Raw genomic sequence first — 19,285 nt, forward strand, 5'->3', positions numbered from 1 at the left:
GCCTAGGCAGAGACGGGGTCAGTCGCGCGAGATGCGGACCATCTCCTCACGCGGAACGACCTTGATCCGCGCCCGGCCGTGCGGCGCGCCGAGAGCCATCTCGTGCTCGTCGAGGCGGTGCCAGCCGTCGAGATCGGTCCAGATGACGCCGCGCTCGGCCAAGAGGGCGGGAATGGCCTCCTCCGACGGGTCCTCGGGGGTCCACCACGAGCCCTGGTCGTTGATCAGGTGCCGCACGGTCTCCATCGCGTCGGACTTGGTGTGGCCGATGAGGCCGACCGGTCCGCGCTTGATCCAGCCGGTGGCGTAGACGCCGGGGACCCGCTCGTTGGAGTCCTTGTGGAGGGCCTGACCCTCGTGGTTGGGGATCACGCCGTGCCGCTTGTCGAAAGGCACTCCCGGGAGCGGCGAGCCGAAGTAGCCCACCGCGCGGTAGATCGCCTGGATCGGCACCTCGCGCATCTCGCCGGTTCCCACGACCCCGCCCTCGCCGTCGGGACGCGTGCGCTCATAGCGGAAGGCCGAGACGCGACCGGCGTCGTCGGCGACGACCTCGACGGGCTTGGCGTAGAAGTGCAGGTGGAGGCGGCGCGAGGCGGTGCCCCCGGCGTTGTTCGCCGACGGGCGCTGACGCCACGACTGCAGCACGCGGTCGATGACGAGCACCTGCTTGTTGCTGGCGATGGCGGCCTTGGATGCCTCGTCGTAGTCGAAGTCCTCGTCGTACACGACCATGTCGACGTCGCGCAGCTCGCCCAGTTCGCGCAGCTCCAGCGGCGTGAACTTCACCTGCGCCGGGCCTCGGCGCCCGAACACGTGCACGTCGGTGACCTTCGATGCGGCCAGGCCCGCGTGGACGTTGTCCGGGATCTCGGTCGGGAGCAGGTCCTCGGCGTGCTTGGCGAGCATGCGGGCGACGTCGAGCGCGACGTTCCCGTTGCCGATCACGGCGACGGACTCGGCATCCAGCGGCCACTCGCGGGGCACGTCCGGGTGCCCGTCGAACCAGCTGACGAAGTCGGCCGCCCCGTACGATCCCTCCGCGTCGATGCCGGGGATGTTGAGGGCGGAGTCGCGCACGGCACCCGTGGCGAAGATCACCGCGTGGTAGTGGCGCTTGAGGTCTTCGAGGGTGATGTCCTCACCGAAGCGGACGTTGCCGAAGATGCGGATGTCGCCGCGGTCGAGCACCTCGCGCAGCGCCGTGATGATCCCCTTGATGCGGGGGTGGTCGGGGGCGACGCCGTAGCGCACCAGGCCGTAGGGCGCGGGAAGCTGTTCGAACAGGTCGATGGAGACGTCGAACTTGCGCTCTGCCTTCAGCAGGATGTCGGCCGCGTAGATGCCCGCCGGGCCCGCGCCGACGATCGCCAGTCGGAGCTTGGTCATGGAAGAGATCCTTTCGTGTCTCGATACGCGGCTTCGCCGCACTCGACAACCGGGCGGGTGGATGCCTCAGCTCGAGCGGTCGGCGACGGCCTGAGCGAAGCGGGTGAGGGCTTCGCGCACCGGTCCGTCGGGCAACGGCTCGAGGGCCGCGATCGCCTCGTCGGACCACGCGTGCGCGTAGTCGAGAGTGGCCTGCGTCGCCTCGTGGTCGCGCAGGTCGGCGAGCGCGTCGTCGAGGTGAGCGGGGTCGGCGCCGTCGGCGATGCGCGCGACGCCGTCGTCGATGCGCTCCCGCAGCGCGCGGGACGCGGCATCCGTCCTCTCGGAGAGGATGAGGTAGGGCATCGTCGGCACCCCGGCCAGCAGGTCGGTGCCGGGCACCTTGCCGGTCTCGTCGGGGTCGGAGGAGAGGTCGATGACGTCGTCCAGAAGCTGGAAGGCGACCCCGGCCTTCTCGCCGAAGGTCACCATCGGCTTCTGGAACTCCTCGGGACCGTTGGAGAAGATGACCCCGGCTTGGGCGGCGGCGGCGATCAGGGAGCCCGTCTTGTCGGAGAGGACCTGGAGGTAGAACGCGATGCGGTCGTCGCCCTCCTGCGGGCCGACCGTCTCGTGCATCTGACCGAGGACGAGCCGCTCGAAGGTGTCGGCCTGCAGCTGGATCGCGCGGTCGCCGTGGCGGGCCATGATCTGGCTCGCGCGCGAGAAGAGCAGATCGCCGGTGAGGATCGCGACGCTGTTGCCCCACACCTCGTGGGCGCTCGGGACTCCGCGGCGCTTGTCGGCGGCGTCCATGACGTCGTCGTGGTACAGCGAGCCGAGGTGCGTCATCTCGAGGGCGGTCGCACCGTCGATGACGCGGTCGGTCGCACCGTCGCCGAGCTGCGAGGTGAGCAGCGCGAGGACCGGCCGGATGCGCTTGCCCCCGGCGTCGTACAGGTACCGGCTGGTGGTGTCGGCCAGCGCATCGGAGCTGCGCAGCTCGCGCTCGAGCGCGGCGTCGACGCGCTGCAGGCCCGCCTCGACCGCAGAGAGGAGCTTGCGGGAACGGGTTCCGGCGAAGATGCGGTCGGTGAGGCCCAGCTTGCCCGCGATGCGCGAGCCCGGCGCTGAGGGAGTCACGGACCCAGCCTACCGACCCGGTCGTCGTGGGGCTTGGTGGCCCGGTGCAGCGCGACGATGCCCATCGACAGGTCGCGGTGCGCGACATCCGTCCAGCCCTGCTCCCGGATCCACGCCGACAGCGTGCGCTGATCCGGCCAGTCGCGGATGGATTCGTTGAGGTAGTCGTATGCCTCGGCGTTGGAGCTCACGGCCTTCGCCACCACGGGGAGCACGCGGTCGTTGTAGAAGCGGTAGAGGCCGTTGAAGGTGCGCGACGGCGGGTGCGAGAACTCGCAGATCACGAGGCGCCCGCCGGGCCGCGTGACCCGCAGGAGCTCGGCGATCGCCTTCTTCGGCTCGTTGACGTTGCGGAGCCCGAACGACATCGTGACGGTGTCGAACTCCGCGTCGCCGAACGGGAGGTCGGTCGCGTCGGCCTCGACGAAGGACAGATTACGGATGCCGTCGTGCCGGCGCCGCCCTTCGGCGATCATTCCGGGCGAGAAGTCCGCGGCGACGACGGTCGCTCCGCTGCGCGCGAGAGCGACGCTCGAGGCGCCGGTGCCGGCGGCGAGGTCGAGGATGCGCTGACCGCGGCGCGGGGCGACGGCGCGCGTGGTCGCCGCCCGCCAGAACCGGTCGTTTCCCATGCTGAGCACGGTGTTGGTGCGGTCGTAGGCGGGTGCGACCTGGTCGAACATCCCGCTCACGCGCGACGGGTCTTTGTGCAGATCGGCGCGGTTCGGCTCGTGTTCGGAGGGGTCGGGGGCCACGGTCCGAGTCTAGGCGCGGTCGGCCGGGGCGCGGCGGGCGGTCACCGGAGCCCGAGCGCGGCGAGCCGGTCGAGCCAGGCGGCGGGAGTGGCGTCGTCGAACGGCGCCTCACGCGCGATGACGCGCCGCTCGAGGTCGGCGGCGGCCGCTTCGAGGCGCTCGACGATGTCGGCCGGGTAGCCGTAGGCGACGCGGTGCTCGTCCCATTCGTCCTGGTCGTCGATGTAGACGCCGACGTCTTCGCGGTCGACGACGTCGAGGTCCATGTCGATCCCGATGGGCTCCCCGCCTTCCCACCGCACGTCCCACGCGAGGTCGATGTAGGTGCGCGTGCGGTGCGGGGCGGCGTTGCGCGTGAACACCCATTCGCCGCTGGGCGGGACGAGGGTGACGTTGGGATGCTGCGGCGTGAACGTGCGGCCCGGACGTGAGCTGTCCCATCCGGGGAGCTGGCCGAACCAGTCACCCCACCGGTCGCTGCCGAGGTACACGCATTCGTGGACCCAGTGGGCTCCGCCGTCCCACTTTCGCCAGCGGAAGAGCAGCCGGGTGCCCGGCTCGGGGCGCGCGTCTTCGGTCACTTCGCCGAGTCTAGGCTTGAGCCGTGACTTCTCCTCGCCTGCCTCACCTGGTGGTGGAGACGCGCGAGATCGATCCGGTCGAGGATCTGCTGGCCTTCGCCGATCCCCGGTCTCCGCTGGCCTGGCTGCGTCGCGGCGAGGGGATCGTCGGCGTCGGGCACGCGGTCACGGGGTACGAGACCGGCCTGGAGGGTGTCGATCCCGACGCGCTGCCCTCACCGGCCGAGGCCTGGCGCGAGCTGTCCGCCTCGGCGGAGGTCGATGACCCGGTCGGCGTGCACGGCACGGGCCTGGTCGCGTTCGGCACGCTGACGTTCGACCCGCGTTCGCGGGCATCGAGCCGGCTGATCGTGCCGCAGGCGATCGTGGGGAGCCGCGACGGCCGGTCGTGGGTCACGACGATCCGCTCGACAGCTTCGACGGCCTCTCCGCCGGTGGTGGAGCCCGTGCCCTTCGGACCGTACTGGTCGGCGACCCTGGGTCCGGGCGCGCTCGATCCCGCGGGGTATCAGTCGGCCGTGCGCGCGGCGCTCGAGGCGATCGCGACCGGCGAGGTGGGCAAGGTCGTGCTCGCGCGCGATCTGGTCGGCACGGTTCCGGCGAGCGCGGATCTGCGGCGTCTCGTCCGCGCGCTGGCGACCGGATATCTCGACACGTGGACCTTCGCGGTCGACGGTCTGATCGGCGCGAGCCCCGAGACTCTCGTGACGGTGTCGGGCGGCGAGGTGACGGCCCGCGTGCTCGCCGGGACGATCCCGCGCGGAGCTGACAACGAGGGGGACGCCGCGGCATCCTTCCGCCTCGCCCACAGCGGGAAGGATCTCGACGAGCACCAGTACGCGGTGCAGAGCGTGCTCGATGCGCTCGCCCCGCACGTGAGCACGCTGCGCGCCGACGACGAGCCGTTCGCGCTCGAGCTTCCCAACCTGTGGCACCTCGCGACCGACGTCGCCGGCGAGATCGCCGATCACGCGTCGGCGCTCGACCTCGTCGCGGCGCTGCACCCGACAGCGGCCGTGGCCGGAACGCCGACGGATGCCGCGATCGAAGTCATCCGTCGCATCGAGCCCTTCGACCGGCGCCGGTACGCGGGACCGGTCGGGTGGGTCGACGCTCACGGAGACGGGGAATGGGCGATCGCCCTGCGCTGCGCGCAGATCGGCGGGGACCCCGTGCGCGGTTTCGCGGAGTTCAGCGACACGATGCCGGTGGTCGCGCACGCGGGCGCCGGGATCGTCGCGGGAAGCGACCCCGAGACCGAGCTGCTCGAGACCCGTGTCAAGTTCCGCCCGATCGTCGACGCCCTCGCTTGAGGGTCGGCCGGGGTGGCGACGCGGAGACGAACCCATCTCGCATCTGTGAACACGAACTCACATACGGAAAACGGATACACCTCGCCTTCGCCGAGACACACGATGCGGCGAGAACGCATCGACGATCCGGCCGCGCGACGCGGCGCGCCCGCGAAGCTCAGGTCTGCGCCAGCCGCTTCTTCTCCGCCTCCACGTCGAACGTCGCCGCCGGCCACTGCGGGTCGATCTGCTCGAGAGCCTCGAGCAGCAGGTGCTGCACCGCCAGCCGCGCGTACCACTTCCGATTCGCCGGTACGACATGCCACGGCGCGTGCTCGGTCGACGTGCGGTCGAAGACACGCTGATAGGCGTCCATGTACGCCGGCCACAGCTCCCGCTCGTCGACGTCGCCGGGGTTGTACTTCCAGTGCTTGTCAGGGCGGTCGAGTCGCTCGCCCAGCCTGGCCTTCTGCTCGTCCGACGAGATGTGCAGCATCACCTTCACGACGCGGGTTCCGGCATCCGTCACCTGCTTCTCGAAGGTGTTGATCGCACCGTAGCGCCGCTCGATCTCGTCGCGAGACGCCAGCTCGCGCACGCGCCCGATGAGGACATCCTCGTAGTGCGATCGGTCGAAGACCCCGATCACGCCGGGCTCCGGCAGCCGCTGGGCGATGCGCCACAGGAAATCGTGCTCGAGCTCCTCCGGCGTGGGCTTCTTGAACGCCGTGATCGACACCCCCTGCGGATCGACCGACCCGACCACGTGCCGCACGATGCCGCCCTTGCCCGCCGAGTCCATCGCCTGCAGCACGAGGAGCACGGAGGCCCGTGTGGCACCGACGCGGCTCTCGGCGAACAGCCGCTCCTGGTACTCGTCCAGCTGAAGCGCCCCCGCCGCGAGATCCTCGGCGGCCTGCGCCTTGTTCTCCTCGTAACCCGGAGTCGCCGACGGATCGACGTCGTCGAGCACGAACCCCTCGCCGACGCGCAGCAGTTGGGCGACATCTCCGGTCCAGTGCTTCTGGCTCTTCGCGATCATGTGCCCATCATGGCGGGCCTACCGCTCCAGCGGCACCTCGATCAGCTGGCGTCCGCCGACCGGCGAAGTCAAGGCCTGGTCGAGCGCCGAACGCGTCGTCACCCTCCGGTACTCCCAGCCGTACGCCAGTGCCAGGTGCTCGAGCCGCACCGCGTGCGGGGTGAGGAGCACACGGTCCATCGCCTCGGCCCCGGCGATCCCGGCCACCTCGAGACCGTCGAAGATCGTCCCGCCGTGGTCGTTGCCGACCACGACCTGGATGCGCGGCTCGTCCTCGCCCGGAGGCAGCAGCAGCGCCCCCACGTCGTGCAGCAGCGCCAGGTCGCCGAGCAGCACCCGCGTCACACCGGGGCGCTCCTCGCCCTGGCTCGCCACCGCGATCCCCGTCGCCGTCGCCACGGTGCCGTCGATGCCGGCGAGACCGCGGTTCGCGTGCACCGGTACCTTCTTGCCGCCCAGCACCTCGTCGGCGACCCGGACGAGGCGCGACGAACCGAACACCAGGCGGTCGTGCGGCCACGTGGCCCGCCACACCGCGTCGACGAGTGCCGCGCGGTCGAGCGGTGCCCGCACGACCGCGAGCTCCGCCGCGATCGCGCCGAGACGCTCCTGCGGCACCGCGGACGACAGGCCGTCCGCGTCCGGCGCCGGCGGGGCGAGGTCGACCATCGCCTCGCGGGATGCCTGCATCCAGGCGCCGAGCCACGCGCGATCAGCCTCGCCGGGACCGACGGCGACGGCGACGGCATCCACCGCGGTCGTCGATCCGTTGAGGTTCAGGGGTTCCCCCGGTCCGCGCAACGCGATCACCTCGACGCCCGGGTCCGACAGGAGCGCCGTCACCTCGCGGCTCAGGGTCGGATGCCCCAGCACGACGACGCGCTCCACCCGTCCGCCCAGCTCGGCGTCACGCAGGAGTGCGCGGTACCCGTGCACGAGGTGGCGGCCGAACCGTGCGCCGCTGACGATCTCGGCGATGAGCGGCCACGACCCGGCGTGGGCCAGCTCCTCCGCACCCGGTCCCGCGTCGGCACCCGCCACCACGACCGTCCGCGGCCCGGGCTCCAGCACGAACGGACGGTCGTCGGGATCGTCCGGCAGGTCCGACTCCCCGATGCCGCCACCGCCCTGATACAGCGCTCCGGATGCCTCGTCCTCCGACTCCTCGGACGCCTCCGTCGCCGTGCCCGCGGGGCCCGGCACGCCGAACCACGCGGGAAGGTCGCCCGCGAGGGGCTCGCGGAACGGCAGGTTCACGTGCACCGGCCCCGGCGGGCGCAGACCGACCCCGAGGGCTGCCGCCACGGCATCCTCGGCGACCCGGCGGAACATCGCGCCGCGCTCGGCATCCTCCGCCGCATCGGCGTACTGGGGCACCGGCAGATCCGCCTCGAAGCGGACGTTCGGCGCGAACATCCCCGGCTGCCGCGTCGTCTGGTTCGCCCCCACCCCTCGCAGCTCCGGCGGACGATCGGCGGTCAGGAGCAGCAGCGGCACCCCGGCGTGGTGCGCCTCGAGCGCGGCCGGCAGCAGGTTCGCGACCGCGGTGCCCGACGTGCACACCACGGCCGCCGGCATCCCCGTCTCCCTCCCGATCCCGAGAGCGGTGAAACCGGCGACCCGCTCGTCGATGCGCACGTGCAGCCGGATCGCGCCGCGCCGTTCGAGCTCGGCCGCCACGAGGGCGAGCGCCTGCGAGCGGGAGCCGGGGCTCAGGACGATGTGCGAGACACCCAGCTCGACCAGGCGGGTCAGCAGCGCGGCGGCAGCGTCGGTGGCGGCGGAGGCGAGTCCGCGCTCGGGTCGGGACACGTCAGCCGAAGGCTCCGCGCTGTCCGCGCTCGTCCCCGTCGTCGGTGGGGCGCACGGGCGGGTCGGAAGGGATGTCGGGTGCCGCCGACGCGGGCGTGCCCGGGGTTGTCGTACCCGGGGTCTCGGGGCCAGCCGTCGCCGCGCCCGGTGTCGTCCACCGCGGGTCGTCGTCCTCGGCGTCGAGCTGCGCGAGCTCTTCCTCCAGGCGGCGGATGCGCTCGTCCTGGTCGGAGATCGTTCCGAGCCGCCCGAGGAACTCGGGATCGTCGTCGGGTGCGCGGCGCGCCGCGATCGTCGACTTGCGCGTGCGACCCACGACCAGCCACAGGAGTCCGCCGAGCACGGGGATCAGCACCACGATGAGGATCCAGATCGGCTTGCTCACACCCCGGTGCCGCGTGGGCGGCTGGACGGCGCAGTCCACGATCGTGTAGACCCAGAAGGCCGTGGCCACCAGGGCCAGGATCAGCAGGGCCCGTGTCATCCTCCCATCCTAGGCGAGCGCGGACGGACCGGGCCCTGTCGTGACCGAACCGTCGCCGGGAGTAACCACGCGCCGCTCGATTACGATGGACGCGTGAAAGCCCGCTCCGCCCTGCTCTATTCGGTGCTGCGGCTCCTCGCCTTCCTCGTGCCGTTCGGCATCCTCATGCTCTTCCCGATCATGCGCGAGTACTACTGGCTCGCCGCGATCTTCGCGGCCCTGATCGGCCTCAGCCTGTCGGTGCTGTTCCTGCGTCGTCCGCTCGAGGAGATGACGTCCGGCATGGCCGAGCGGCGCGAGCGCGAGCGCCGCGCCGCGACCGACGAACAGGCCGAGGATGCCGCGGCCGAAGCGGCCGACGACTGACGGACCGCGGGCGGCTCAGCCCACGAACGCCCAGAACAGGAACGCGCCGTAGGCCACCGAGGTGAGCGAGGTCAGGCCGAGCGCGACGACGAGCTCGCGCGGGTCGCGGTAGGTCCACACGATGAGGATCGCGGGCAGCGCCGCGAGCAGCACGAGCAGCGTCAGCCACGCGATCGGGTAGAACAGCGCGAGGAAGACGGCGATGCCGAACGGCGCGAGGACGAAGAGGCTGAACAGCCACCGCGTCGGCGTCCGCCCGATCAGCACCGTGAGGGTGCGCTTGCCCGCCACACGGTCCTGGTCGATGTCGCGCAGGTTGTTCGCGAGCAGCACGGCGCACGCGAGCAGCCCCGCGCCGACGGCTCCGAACCACGCCTCCTGCGGGAGGGAGAACGCCTGCACCCACGTGGTGCCGAGAGTCGCAACGAGCCCGAAGAACACGAAGACCACGACCTCGCCGAGGCCGTAGTAGCCGTACGGCCGCTTCCCACCGGTGTAGAACCAGGCGGCGACGAGGCACACCGCACCGACGGCGATGAGCCACCACTGCTGCGTGCGGATGGTGATCGCCAGACCCGCGACGGCGGCGATGCCGAAGAAGAGCAGCGCGGCGGTCAGCACCGCGCGCGGCGATGCCTTGCGCGAGGCGGTCAGTCGCGCGGGGCCCACGCGCCGGTCGTCGGTGCCGCGGATGCCGTCGCTGTAGTCGTTGGCGAAGTTCACGCCGATCTGCAGCGACACCGAGACGATCAGGCAGAACAGCGCGATCACCCAGTGGAACTCGTCCACGACGAGCATCGCGGCCCCCGTGCCGATGAGGACGGGGGTCACGGCGAGAGGCAGGGTGCGCAGGCGCGCCGCCGCGATCCAGTCGCGGGTGGTCGCGGGCTCCACGGTCCGCGGATCGCGCGACGGGCCCGGCTTCTGGGGATTGCCGCGCGGCGCCTTCTTCCTGGGAGCCGGGTGCTTGCGCTTCTTGCTGGGAGTGCCTGCCACGAATGGTCATCCTAGACGCCGGTCGTCTGCGCGCGCGCAAGCCCCTTGGCCCGCGTCGCACGGGGGGCACAGGATGGCGGCATGCTGAACATCGGATCGATCGTGCTGACCGTCGAAGACATCGATCGTGCCGGGAGCTTCTGGCGCGAAGCCCTCGGCTACGTCAACCGCGGAGAGCCGGGGGACGACTGGGTGATCCTCGACCCGCCCGACAAGGCGGGCTGGGCCGCGCCGGGCGCGAGCCTCGCGCTGTCGATCACCGGGTACCCGCAGCACTATCCGCCGCGCATCCACCTCGACCTGTACGCCGAGGACCAGGCGGCGGAGGTCGAGCGGCTCCTCGCGATCGGCGCGCGCGAAGTGGACTGGGACGCGTACCCCGAGGACGCCGACTGGATCGTCCTGGAGGACACCGAGGGCAACCGCTTCTGCGTCGTCGACACGGGCGCGTTCGACCGCACGTGACCTAGTGCAGCGCGGCCACCGCGCGGCGGATGGCCTCGCGGTCGGGCTTGCCCGACGGAAGGACGTCGAGCTCGTCCACGAGCACCAGTCGCGAGGGACGTGCGTGCGGCCCGATCTCGGCCGACACCGCCGCCCGCGCCTCCTCGAGCTGAACGGCCTCGCTGCGCCGGAGCGCTTCACCGCGGGTGGCGACGATGACGGATGCCTCGCCCCACCGCTTGTCGGGCACTCCGACGACGACGGCCGAAGCAAGACCGGGCACGGTCCGCACGATGCGCTCGACACGGTCGAGCGACACGTTGACGCCGCCCGACACGATGACGTTGTCGATCCGGCCCCGGACGCGCAGCATCCCGTCCTCGAGCATCCCGGCGTCGCCCGTGCGGTACCACCGCGTGCCGTCGGGATCACGCCGGAAGACGTCGCCGGTCAGTTCCGGTGCGCCGAGGTAGCCGTCGGCGAGCGTCGGCCCGGACAGCTGAACCTCCCCGCTCACGATGCGCACGCCTACTCCCCGCAGGGGGACGCCGTCGTAGACGCAGCCGCCCGAGGTCTCGGTCGATCCATAGGTGCGCACGAGACGCGCGCCCGCATCCTGGGCGCGCTCGAGGATCACCGGCGGAAGCGCCTGGCCTCCGACGAGGATCGCCTCGAAGGAGCGCAGCGCCGTGAGGACCGCGGAGTCGGCGGCGGCGGCATCCAGCAGCTTGGCCACCTGCGCGGGCACGAGCGACGTATAGGTCGGCACCCGCACGCCGCCCACGCTCGAAGCCATCATGAGCGCGGCGGAGGCGAACGCCTGCGGGGTGAACGCGCCCGCCAGGATCGCCGGCTCGCGATCGGCCACGATCGAGCGCACGAGCACCTGCATCCCGGCGACGTAGCTCGCCGGAAGGGCGAGCAGCCACGCCCCGTCACCGACGCGGTCGGCCGTCGCGAGGGCGCTCGCCGTGAGGGCGTCGCGGCTGAGCACGACGCTCTTCGGCACGCCCGTGGACCCGGACGTCGTCACCACGACGGCCGTGCCGGGGTTCACCTCGGCGGGCAGGTCGCTGACGAGGCCGAGACCGAGCGCCGGACCGGCGCCATGGAGCGCCCCGCGAAGACCCCGCAGGATCTCGCGAGGATCATCGCCGACCACCGGCTCGAGCTTCATTTCTTGGCCTGCATTTCGATACGCGCCGCTGCGCGGTGCTACTCAATGTTGACCCGCCACGCATCAACGCTTCGCATTGATCCGCAGCGCGTCAATACTGCCACGGGTACGGCGACCAGTCGGGGTCGCGCTTCTCGAGGAACGCGTCGCGCCCCTCGACGGCCTCGTCGGTGCCGTACGCCAGGCGCGTCGCCTCCCCCGCGAACACCTGCTGACCGACCAGCCCGTCGTCGACGGCGTTGAAGGCGAACTTCAGCATGCGGATCGCGGTCGGCGACTTGGTGAGAATCGTCTGCGCCATCGCGACTGCCTCGCGTTCGAGGTCGGCGTGCGGCACGACCCGGTTGACCGCGCCCATCTCGAACGCGCGCTGCGCGGAGTACTCCTCCGCCAGGAAGAACACCTCGCGGGCGAACTTCTGCCCGATCTGCCGCGCGAAGTACGCCGAGCCGTAACCAGCGTCGAACGAGCCGACGTCGGCGTCGGTCTGCTTGAAGCGCCCGTGCTCGGCCGACGCGATGGACAGGTCGCACACGACGTGGAGGGAGTGCCCGCCGCCGGCCGCCCACCCGGGGATCACGGCGATCACGACCTTCGGCATGAAGCGGATCAGCCGTTGCACCTCGAGGATGTGCAGGCGGCCGGCGCGCGCCGGGTCGGGGGCGGTGGCATCGTCGGCGGCGTAGGTGTAGCCCTCGCGGCCGCGGATGCGCTGGTCGCCGCCCGAGCAGAACGCCCAGCCGCCGTCCTTCGGACTGGGGCCGTTGCCCGTGAGCAGCACCACGCCGATGCGGGGATCCTGCCGCGCGTCGTCGAGCGCGCGGTAGAGCTCGTCGACGGTGTGCGGGCGGAAGGCGTTGCGCACCTCGGGCCGGTCGAACGCGATGCGCGCGATGCGACCGTCCTTCGACACGTGCGCGGTGATGTCGGTGTACCGCTCGGCGCCGGGCGCCGGCATCCACAGTTCCGCGTCGAAGAGCTCCGAGACCATGGGCTCCAGCATATGGCGGGGGATGCCGCGGCTCAGGCGCCGTTCTTCGCGTCGCGCCAGCGCAGCCACGAGCGGACGAGGTCGTAGTCCCAGTCCGGTCCGTGGAAGGCCAGCGTGAACAGGCGCACCCCGCCGTCGTACAGGCGGTCGGCGACGTCCTCGCCACGCCGGTCGAGCTCGTTCGAGATCACGAGTCCGTCGCTGGGACGCTGCTCGCGCTCGGCCCAGCGCTCGATGACCTCGATCTTGTGCGGGAGCTCCTCCGGGCGCACGAAGCTGTGCCAGATGTCGGCGTGCCGGGCGACGAGGCGCAGCGTCTTCTGCTCGCCCTTGCCGCCGATCATGACCGGGATGTCGCGGGTCGGCGCCGGGTTCAGCTTCGCCCAGCGCGCCTCGATCCGCGCGAGGCCCTCGGCGAGGTCGTCGAGACGGGAGCCGGCCGTGCCGAACTCGTAGCCGTACTCCTCGTAGTCGCGGGCGAACCACCCCGAGCCGGTCGCGAAGATGAAGCGCCCCGTGCCGTCCTTCGCCGAGATGTGGTCGATGGTCCGCGCCATGTCGGCCTGCAGGTCGGGGTTGCGGTAGCTGTTGCAGTTGACGAGGGCCCCGAACTCGACGCGCTCGGTCTGCTCGGCCCACGCGGCGAGCATCGTCCACGACTCGAAGTGGAGCCCGTCGGGGTCGCCCGAGAGCGGGAAGAAGTGGTCCCAGTTGAAGAGGATGTCGACCCCCATCTCCTCCAGCCGCAGCACGGCGTCACGGAAGGCGGGATAAGGGGCGTGCTGGGGCTGCAGCTGCACGCCGAGGCGCACGGGCGTGTCGAGAAGAGGCATGGATCCAGCCTAGAACCGGCGCACGGGGGTGGGACGGATGCCGCGGCCCCGGCATCCGTCCCACCTCGCGAGATTCGCAGAATCGCGCCGGTCTCGCACCGGATCGCTCTGATCCTGCGATTCCCGCGCGACTTTGCGAAGGCGGGTTCAACCCCGGCGAGCGCGGACCGCCTTCAGGGCGCCGTCGATGGTGTCCCAGATCGCGATCCCCGCGATCATGAAGCCCGCGACGGTCGATACGATCGCGCCGACCTCGGCGCCCTCCGGGCCGATGATCGTGGGGAAGAACTCCTGGTTGATGAGCTCGCCCTGCATGAGCAGCCAGATCGCCGGGAACGCGATCGCCGCGTTGAGGACCCCGTTCACGATCGCCAGCCAGACGGTGTAGCGGCCGAGCGCGTAGACGGTGACCGCGAGGCCGGCTTCGAGCGCCATGAGCACGAAGAGCGCGAAGATCCATCCGGGCCACAGCCCCGGGTCGAGGAACGACAGACCCGGCTCGGTCGGCACGAACCCGATGAAGAGATCCCACAGGATCGCGCCTGCGGCGAGGACGAGAAAGACCAGCGAGCACACCAGCTCGACCAGGCCCGCGCCGCGTGGACGCGGTTCCGGCAGCTGGTCGACACTCCAGGCCCCCAGCTCGATCGGCTTTCCGCGGCTCTCGGAGCGCTCGACGACGAAGAAGACGAGGGTCGTCCAGAACGCGAGGTGCACGGCCACCGTCAGGGCCAGCGGCCAGATCGTCCCCATGATCTCGCCGAATGTCGCACCGTCGAGGACCATGCCGAGCGAGACGCCGAACACGGCGCACGGGATCACGATCCACAGCAGGAGCTTCAGCAGGCGCCACCACTGGAGGTAATAGCGCGGTCCGACAACCCACAGCGGGCGGTCGGTGTACCCGGCGGCGAGCTTGTCGGGATCGCCGAGCTCCTCGAGGACCGCGCGCTCGGCCGCGTCCGGCGCCTCGCCCGCGGCGGCGCGCGCCTCGATCTGGTCTTCGATGGAGGCGCGCAGCTCGGTCGCGAGGTCCGCGCGCTGCGACTCGGGCACAGTGCGCATCGCGGCGTCGACGTAGCGGTCGGTGAGCGTGGTGGCGGCGGTCATGTCAGTTCTCCTCGGGGAGGGCGCCGATCGCTGTCGCGATGGCGCGGAATTCGTCGGTGAGCGCGCCGGCGAGGCGTGAGCCCGCGGCGCTGGTGCGGTAGAACTTGCGCGGCCGGGCCTCGTCGGTGTTCCACTCGCTCGTGAGGTAGCCCTGCTTCTCGAGGCGTCGCAGCAGCGGGTACAGCGTGTTCGCGTCGGTGGCGAATCCTCGCACCCCGAGCTGCTCGAGCAGCCCGTACCCGTAGCCGGGAGCCTCCAGCAGGCGCAGGCAGGCGAGCACCACCGTGCCGCGCCGCAGCTCCTGCAGGTGCGTGTCGAGGATCTCGGTTTCGCTCATGGCTCACACTGTACTGTGTGTCACACACTATCGTCAACGGCACATTGTTATGTGATTTCCGATGATGACTGCGGGCGACATCGCGCCGGTTGCAAGACCCTTGAGCTCCCGCGCCAGTGGCCGAAGACTCGGATGATGGTCCTCGTCGGTTTTCACGCCTCCCATGAGCAGCTCCCGCCGAGCGCGCTCCTCCGCGCCGTCATCTCCGCCGAACAAGCCGGCTTCGACGGGGCCATGTGCTCCGATCACCTGCAGCCGTGGGGTGTGCGGCAGGGCGAGTCGGGCTTCGCGTGGTCGTGGCTCGGGGCGGCGCTGGCTTCGACATCCTTCTCCCTCGGCGTGGTCAACGCTCCCGGCCAGCGCTACCACCCCGTCGTGATCGCGCAGGCGATCGCGACGCTGGAGGAGATGTTCCCGGGCCGTTTCTGGGCGACCCTCGGCAGCGGCGAGGCCATGAACGAGCACGTCACGGGCGACCCGTGGCCACCCAAGGACGAGCGCAACACCCGCCTCGACGAGTCTCTTCACGTGATCCGGCGCCTGCTGGGCGGCGACGAGGTCGACCACGACGGCGCGGTGCGCGTGCACCGGGCGCGGGTGTGGTCCCGGCCCGCCGAGGCTCCCCCGCTGCTCGGTGCGGCCGTCAGCGCTGAGACCGCGGGGTGGCTCGCCGGCCGCGTCGACGGGCTCACGACCGTCGCGCAGTCGCCGGACGCGCTGCGTCGGGTCGTCGACGCGTATCGCTCCGCGGGTGGCGAGGGACCGTGCGTCCTGCAGGTGCACGTCTCGCTCGCAGAGACGGATGCCGCGGCCCTCGCCCTCGCGAAGGATCAATGGCCGAACGGCCTGATCGGTCCGCCGCGGGCGTGGGACTTCGAGCAGCCCGAGGACTTCGACGCCGCAACGGCCGACCCCGACGAGGACGAGCTCCGCAAGGCCGTGCTCGTCGATGCCGATGCCGGCTCCCTCGCCCAGCGCGTCGCCGAGCTCGTGGCCATCGGGTTCGACCGGGTCTACCTGCACCACGTCGGAAAGGACCAGGAGACCTTCCTCACCCGCGCCGGCGAAGAGCTGCTCCCGGCGCTGCGGAGGTCGCTGTGAAGATCACCGACACCGGAGACCTGTGGTGGAAGACGGCCGTCGTCTACTGCCTCGACGTCGAGACCTACCTCGACACCGACGGCGACGGCGTCGGCGACCTGACCGGACTCGGACGGCGCATCGACTACCTCGCCGACCTCGGGGTCACGTGCCTGTGGCTGATGCCGTTCTATCCGACCGCCGACCGCGACGACGGCTACGACGTGACCGACTTCTACGGCGTCGATCCGCGACTGGGCAATCACGGCGACCTCGTCGAGGTCATCCGCTCGGCGCGGGATCGCGGCATCCGCGTCATCGTCGATCTGGTCGTGAACCACACGTCCGACAAGCACCCGTGGTTCGTGGCGGCCCGGCGCTCGCGCACGTCGCCGTACCGCGATTTCTACGTGTGGCGCGACGAGCCGCCCGAGAACAACGTCAACGCCGTGTTCCCCGGCGAGGAGAGCACGCTGTGGGAGCGGGACGAGAAGTCGGGGCAGTACTACCTGCACAGCTTCTACAGTCATCAGCCCGACCTCAACATCGCCAATCCGACGGTGCGCGACGAGATCGCCAAGACGATCGGGTTCTGGCTGCAGCTCGGCATCAGCGGATTCCGCGTGGATGCCGTGCCGTTCCTGCTCGAGGTGCCCGAGGGCGCGGACTTCTCGGACCCGCACGAGTACCTGCGCGATCTGCGCCGATTCCTCCAGCGGCGGTCGAAGGACGCGGTGCTCCTCGGCGAGGTCAACCTGCCGTACCGGGAGCAGCGGGCGTACTTCGGCACCGGTGAGGGCGAGGAGCTCACGCTGCAGTTCGACTTCGTGGGGATGCAGGCGCTGTACCTCTCGCTTGCCCGCTCGGACCCCCGCCCCCTTGTGAAGGCGCTGCGCAGCCGGCCGGCCATCGCGCCGGAGTCGCAGTGGGCGAACTTCGTCCGCAACCACGACGAGCTCACGCTCGACAAGCTGACCGACGCCGAGCGCGAAGAGGTGTTCACGGTGTTCGCGCCCGACGAGTCGCAGCGCGTCTACGGTCGCGGGATCACCCGGCGGCTGCCGACCATGCTCCGCGGCGATCCCCGTCGGATCCGCATGGTCTACAGCCTCCTCTTCTCCCTTCCCGGCACACCGGTGATGTTCTACGGCGAGGAGATCGGGCTGGGAGAGAACCCCGATATCCCCGGCCGGATGGCGGTGCGCACGCCCATGCAGTGGAGCGCCGAGCGCAACGGGGGCTTCTCGACCGCGCCGCCGTCGCGCCTGGAGGCGCGTCCGCCCGACGGCGGCTACTCGCCGCAGCACGTGAACGTGGCGGATCAGATCGACGACGAGGGCTCGCTGCTCCACTTCTTCCGCCGCCTCACGGCGCGCTACCGCATCTCTCCCGAGATCGGCTGGGGCGAGCTCGAGATCCTCGAGCATGACTCGCCCGGCGTGCTCGCACACTCGGTCAGCGCCGACGTCGGCAGGATGATCGCGTTCCACAACTTCACGGAGGAGCCCGCGTCGGTGCGCGTCACCCTCGAGGACGAGCCCGAGGGCACCGCGCTCAGCGACCTGTTCGGCCCGGGCAGCACGCCGCTCGACGAGCGCGGACGGGTCGAGGTCGAGCTGCCGCCCTACGGCTGGTCGTGGCAGCGGGTCGCACGACCCGGCGACGGCCGGATCGGCTGAGCCGCTCTTGGCGCCGCGCGGGGCATGATGGGCGGGTGAGCATCGCCACAACGGTCCCCCCACTCCCCGAGATCCTCCAGAGCGCGCGGGTCGTCGCCCTTCCGCTCGTGACGCGGTTCCGCGGCGTCGAGGTGCGCGAGGCGGTTCTCTTCGAAGGCCCCGAGGGGTGGACCGAGTTCTCGCCGTTCACCGAGTACCCCGACGCCGAGGCGGCGACCTGGCTGGCCGCCGCCGTCGACTTCGGATGGATGCCGCAGCCGGCGCCGGTGCGTCAGGTCGTACCCGTGAACGCCACGGTGCCCGCGGTGGCCGCGGCATCCGTCCCCGACGTGCTGGCTCGCTTCGACGGGTGCCGCACGGCGAAGGTCAAGGTGGCGGAGCCGGGCCAGCGCCTCGCCGACGACGTCGCCCGTGTCGCAGCGGTGCGCGCGGCGATGGGGCCCGAGGGGCGGATCCGGATCGACGCCAACGGCGCGTGGAACGTGGACGAGGCCGAGCGCGCACTGCACGCCCTCGCCGAGTACGACCTCGAGTACGCCGAGCAGCCCTGCGCCACGGTCGACGAGCTCGCCGAGCTGCGGCGGCGCGTCAAGTACATGCAGATCCCGATCGCGGCGGACGAGAGCGTGCGCAAGGCGGAGGATCCGCTCGCCGTCGCGCGCGCGGGCGCGGCAGATCTGCTCGTGATCAAGGCCCAGCCGCTCGGCGGGGTGCGCCGGGCGCTGGCGCTCGTCGAAAGGGCGGGGCTGCCCGCGGTGGTCTCCAGCGCGCTGGACACGTCGGTGGGACTGGCGATGGGAGTCGCGCTGGCGGCGGCCCTCCCCGAGCTCGACTACGACTGCGGGCTCGGCACGGCGTCGCTGTTCGCCGCCGACGTCGCAGACCCCTCCCTCACGCCCGTCGCCGGGGCACTGCCCGTCGGGCGGATCGCGCCCGATCCGGCGCTCCTCGAGCGGCACACGGCATCCGCGGACCGGCGGGAGTGGTGGCTCGAGCGCATCGCCCGCTGCCACGCCCTGCTTTCCTGACGGGCGCGCGAGCGCGGAAGCGGGCTCAGGCCCGCGGGGGCTCGATGATGAGCTGGGCCACGCGCGCGAGCTCTTCGTTCGTCCGACGGCACATCTCGTCGTTGTCGAGGCCCGCCATCACCGAGCGCACGGCGGCTCCCTCCCACACCGTGAGCATGAGCCGCGCGGCCTCGTCGGACGGCAGCCGGAACCGCAGAACGTTCGCGCGTCCGATGTCGTCGATGATCTGGGTGACGCTCTCGCGCATCTCGTCGTCCTGCGAGAGATACGCCGACGCGAGCGCGGGATTGCGCAGCGCGTGGATGCGGATCTCACTCATCAGCAGCACACCCAGACGATCGTCCGCCGAGATGTCCAGCACCTGCTGGATGATCTCCAGCGCATCGCCGGCGGTGCTTTCGAAGGCTCCGGCGCGCTCCAGCTCGCCGACGCGCCCGCGCACGGCCGCGACGCGCTCGCGCGCCACGTTCGCGGCGAGTTCGAGGAACAGCTCGTCCTTCGACTCGAAGTTGGAGTAGAACGCGCCGCGGGTGAATCCGGCGCGATCGCAGATGGCCTCGACGGATGCCGCGTCCAGCCCGACCTCGGCGAAGACCTGGGCCGCGGCATCCAGCAGCTTCTGGCGGGTCGCCTCGCGACGTCGCGAGGTCACGGCGACGGTGTCGGTCATCCGCTCCTCCTTTCCGCGCGCTCCCTCGGGAACACACACCTACTGCTCAGGTTCGCACGACGCTCCGGGCCTACGATACACTCATGTATCCGATACA

General features: G+C 71.2%; 20 protein-coding genes. 6 read left to right on the top strand and 14 right to left on the bottom strand.

Translation table 11 applies throughout. The features are described from left to right. Positions 1–18 precede the first annotated feature (18 nt). The 4 genes from ACFQ0P_RS02665 to ACFQ0P_RS02680 all read right to left on the bottom strand — a co-directional run bounded on the left by ACFQ0P_RS02665 (position 19) and on the right by ACFQ0P_RS02680 (position 3,847). Positions 19–1,389 carry an FAD-dependent oxidoreductase gene (locus ACFQ0P_RS02665; RefSeq protein WP_204980173.1) on the bottom strand — a complete coding sequence of 457 codons (1,371 nt, stop codon included), beginning with the start codon at positions 1,387–1,389 and terminating at the stop codon, positions 19–21. Between the two features lie 66 nt (positions 1,390–1,455). Continuing rightward, a complete protein-coding gene (locus ACFQ0P_RS02670; protein ID WP_204980174.1) occupies positions 1,456–2,511 on the bottom strand; it encodes a polyprenyl synthetase family protein in 1,056 nt (351 codons plus the stop codon). Further along, entirely contained in the window at positions 2,508–3,194 is a 687-nt protein-coding gene (gene ubiE, locus ACFQ0P_RS02675; protein ID WP_378772341.1) for a bifunctional demethylmenaquinone methyltransferase/2-methoxy-6-polyprenyl-1,4-benzoquinol methylase UbiE, read from the bottom strand. Before ubiE ends, ACFQ0P_RS02670 begins: the two co-directional genes overlap by 4 nt. A 113-nt stretch (positions 3,195–3,307) precedes the next feature. Next, positions 3,308–3,847, bottom strand: coding sequence for a DUF402 domain-containing protein (locus ACFQ0P_RS02680; protein ID WP_204980176.1), 540 nt, complete (start codon positions 3,845–3,847; stop codon positions 3,308–3,310). 23 nt (positions 3,848–3,870) lie between these two features. On the opposite strand from ACFQ0P_RS02680, the gene ACFQ0P_RS02685 reads away from it, so the two are divergent. Continuing rightward, a complete protein-coding gene (locus tag ACFQ0P_RS02685) occupies positions 3,871–5,160 on the top strand; it encodes an isochorismate synthase (protein ID WP_378771259.1) in 1,290 nt (429 codons plus the stop codon). Positions 5,161–5,317: 157 nt separating this feature from the next. Here ACFQ0P_RS02685 and ACFQ0P_RS02690 read toward each other — a convergent pair whose 3' ends face one another. The 3 genes from ACFQ0P_RS02690 to ACFQ0P_RS02700 are packed head-to-tail and all read right to left on the bottom strand — an operon-like array spanning position 5,318 to position 8,477. Continuing rightward, positions 5,318–6,181 (bottom strand): PPK2 family polyphosphate kinase, encoded by an 864-nt coding sequence (locus tag ACFQ0P_RS02690; protein WP_204980177.1) that lies wholly within the window; start codon positions 6,179–6,181, stop codon positions 5,318–5,320. A gap of 18 nt (positions 6,182–6,199) precedes the next feature. Further along, complete coding sequence (gene menD / locus ACFQ0P_RS02695) at positions 6,200–7,993, bottom strand: 2-succinyl-5-enolpyruvyl-6-hydroxy-3-cyclohexene-1-carboxylic-acid synthase (RefSeq protein WP_204980178.1); 1,794 nt, start codon at positions 7,991–7,993, stop codon at positions 6,200–6,202. Between the two features lies 1 nt (position 7,994). Then, positions 7,995–8,477, bottom strand: a complete 483-nt coding sequence (locus ACFQ0P_RS02700; protein WP_204980179.1) for a PLD nuclease N-terminal domain-containing protein — start codon at positions 8,475–8,477, stop codon at positions 7,995–7,997. 93 nt (positions 8,478–8,570) lie between these two features. On the opposite strand from ACFQ0P_RS02700, the gene ACFQ0P_RS02705 reads away from it, so the two are divergent. Then, the gene (locus ACFQ0P_RS02705; protein ID WP_204980180.1) at positions 8,571–8,843 is read left to right on the top strand and encodes a DUF4229 domain-containing protein; all 273 of its coding nucleotides are present in this window, start codon (positions 8,571–8,573) and stop codon (positions 8,841–8,843) included. Positions 8,844–8,858: 15 nt separating this feature from the next. On the opposite strand, the gene ACFQ0P_RS02710 is transcribed toward ACFQ0P_RS02705, so the two are convergent. Then, complete coding sequence (locus ACFQ0P_RS02710; RefSeq protein ID WP_204980181.1) at positions 8,859–9,839, bottom strand: 1,4-dihydroxy-2-naphthoate polyprenyltransferase; 981 nt, start codon at positions 9,837–9,839, stop codon at positions 8,859–8,861. Positions 9,840–9,920: 81 nt separating this feature from the next. Here ACFQ0P_RS02710 and ACFQ0P_RS02715 point away from each other — a divergent pair, with 81 nt between their 5' ends. Then, on the top strand, positions 9,921–10,304 hold the full coding sequence (locus ACFQ0P_RS02715) for a VOC family protein (protein ID WP_204980182.1): 384 nt from the start codon (positions 9,921–9,923) through the stop codon (positions 10,302–10,304). A 1-nt stretch (position 10,305) separates the two neighbouring features. Here ACFQ0P_RS02715 and ACFQ0P_RS02720 read toward each other — a convergent pair whose 3' ends face one another. From ACFQ0P_RS02720 to ACFQ0P_RS02740, 5 genes are all read right to left on the bottom strand, one after another. After that, positions 10,306–11,460 (bottom strand): AMP-binding protein, encoded by a 1,155-nt coding sequence (locus ACFQ0P_RS02720; RefSeq protein WP_204980183.1) that lies wholly within the window; start codon positions 11,458–11,460, stop codon positions 10,306–10,308. Positions 11,461–11,551: 91 nt separating this feature from the next. Next, positions 11,552–12,463 (bottom strand): 1,4-dihydroxy-2-naphthoyl-CoA synthase, encoded by a 912-nt coding sequence (locus tag ACFQ0P_RS02725; RefSeq protein WP_204981505.1) that lies wholly within the window; start codon positions 12,461–12,463, stop codon positions 11,552–11,554. Between the two features lie 20 nt (positions 12,464–12,483). Further along, a complete protein-coding gene (locus tag ACFQ0P_RS02730) occupies positions 12,484–13,284 on the bottom strand; it encodes an LLM class F420-dependent oxidoreductase (protein ID WP_204980184.1) in 801 nt (266 codons plus the stop codon). Between the two features lie 147 nt (positions 13,285–13,431). Beyond that, the gene (locus tag ACFQ0P_RS02735) at positions 13,432–14,394 is read right to left on the bottom strand and encodes a permease prefix domain 1-containing protein (RefSeq protein WP_204980185.1); all 963 of its coding nucleotides are present in this window, start codon (positions 14,392–14,394) and stop codon (positions 13,432–13,434) included. Position 14,395: 1 nt separating this feature from the next. Next, positions 14,396–14,731 carry a PadR family transcriptional regulator gene (locus ACFQ0P_RS02740; RefSeq protein ID WP_204980186.1) on the bottom strand — a complete coding sequence of 112 codons (336 nt, stop codon included), beginning with the start codon at positions 14,729–14,731 and terminating at the stop codon, positions 14,396–14,398. Between the two features lie 135 nt (positions 14,732–14,866). Between ACFQ0P_RS02740 and ACFQ0P_RS02745 the strand changes: the two genes are divergently transcribed. Genes ACFQ0P_RS02745 through ACFQ0P_RS02755 form a run of 3 tightly spaced genes read left to right on the top strand, consistent with a single transcriptional unit; the run spans position 14,867 to position 18,518 of the window. Continuing rightward, on the top strand, positions 14,867–15,832 hold the full coding sequence (locus ACFQ0P_RS02745; RefSeq protein ID WP_204980187.1) for a TIGR03885 family FMN-dependent LLM class oxidoreductase: 966 nt from the start codon (positions 14,867–14,869) through the stop codon (positions 15,830–15,832). Beyond that, the gene (locus tag ACFQ0P_RS02750) at positions 15,829–17,490 is read left to right on the top strand and encodes an alpha-amylase family protein (protein ID WP_204980188.1); all 1,662 of its coding nucleotides are present in this window, start codon (positions 15,829–15,831) and stop codon (positions 17,488–17,490) included. The genes ACFQ0P_RS02745 and ACFQ0P_RS02750 overlap by 4 nt, the downstream gene beginning before the upstream one ends. Before the next feature lie 35 nt (positions 17,491–17,525). Then, entirely contained in the window at positions 17,526–18,518 is a 993-nt protein-coding gene (locus tag ACFQ0P_RS02755) for an o-succinylbenzoate synthase (protein WP_378771266.1), read from the top strand. A 25-nt stretch (positions 18,519–18,543) separates the two neighbouring features. Here ACFQ0P_RS02755 and ACFQ0P_RS02760 read toward each other — a convergent pair whose 3' ends face one another. Next, positions 18,544–19,188 carry a TetR/AcrR family transcriptional regulator gene (locus tag ACFQ0P_RS02760; RefSeq protein WP_204980189.1) on the bottom strand — a complete coding sequence of 215 codons (645 nt, stop codon included), beginning with the start codon at positions 19,186–19,188 and terminating at the stop codon, positions 18,544–18,546. Positions 19,189–19,285: the final 97 nt, after the last annotated feature.

Source organism: Microbacterium insulae, assembly GCF_042677065.1.
In the GTDB taxonomy this organism is placed as follows: Bacteria; Actinomycetota; Actinomycetes; order Actinomycetales; family Microbacteriaceae; genus Microbacterium; species Microbacterium insulae.

Coding starts and splice junctions, on each gene's coding strand:
- ubiE (WP_378772341.1), bottom strand. CDS start 3,194: ATGTTCGACCAGGTCGCACCCGCCTACGACCGCACCAACACCGTGCTC.
- ACFQ0P_RS02720 (WP_204980183.1), bottom strand. CDS start 11,460: ATGAAGCTCGAGCCGGTGGTCGGCGATGATCCTCGCGAGATCCTGCGG.
- ACFQ0P_RS02735 (WP_204980185.1), bottom strand. CDS start 14,394: ATGACCGCCGCCACCACGCTCACCGACCGCTACGTCGACGCCGCGATG.
- ACFQ0P_RS02740 (WP_204980186.1), bottom strand. CDS start 14,731: ATGAGCGAAACCGAGATCCTCGACACGCACCTGCAGGAGCTGCGGCGC.
- ACFQ0P_RS02700 (WP_204980179.1), bottom strand. CDS start 8,477: ATGACACGGGCCCTGCTGATCCTGGCCCTGGTGGCCACGGCCTTCTGG.
- ACFQ0P_RS02760 (WP_204980189.1), bottom strand. CDS start 19,188: ATGACCGACACCGTCGCCGTGACCTCGCGACGTCGCGAGGCGACCCGC.
- ACFQ0P_RS02665 (WP_204980173.1), bottom strand. CDS start 1,389: ATGACCAAGCTCCGACTGGCGATCGTCGGCGCGGGCCCGGCGGGCATC.
- ACFQ0P_RS02715 (WP_204980182.1), top strand. CDS start 9,921: ATGCTGAACATCGGATCGATCGTGCTGACCGTCGAAGACATCGATCGT.
- ACFQ0P_RS02730 (WP_204980184.1), bottom strand. CDS start 13,284: ATGCCTCTTCTCGACACGCCCGTGCGCCTCGGCGTGCAGCTGCAGCCC.
- ACFQ0P_RS02745 (WP_204980187.1), top strand. CDS start 14,867: ATGGTCCTCGTCGGTTTTCACGCCTCCCATGAGCAGCTCCCGCCGAGC.
- ACFQ0P_RS02725 (WP_204981505.1), bottom strand. CDS start 12,463: ATGCTGGAGCCCATGGTCTCGGAGCTCTTCGACGCGGAACTGTGGATG.
- ACFQ0P_RS02690 (WP_204980177.1), bottom strand. CDS start 6,181: ATGATCGCGAAGAGCCAGAAGCACTGGACCGGAGATGTCGCCCAACTG.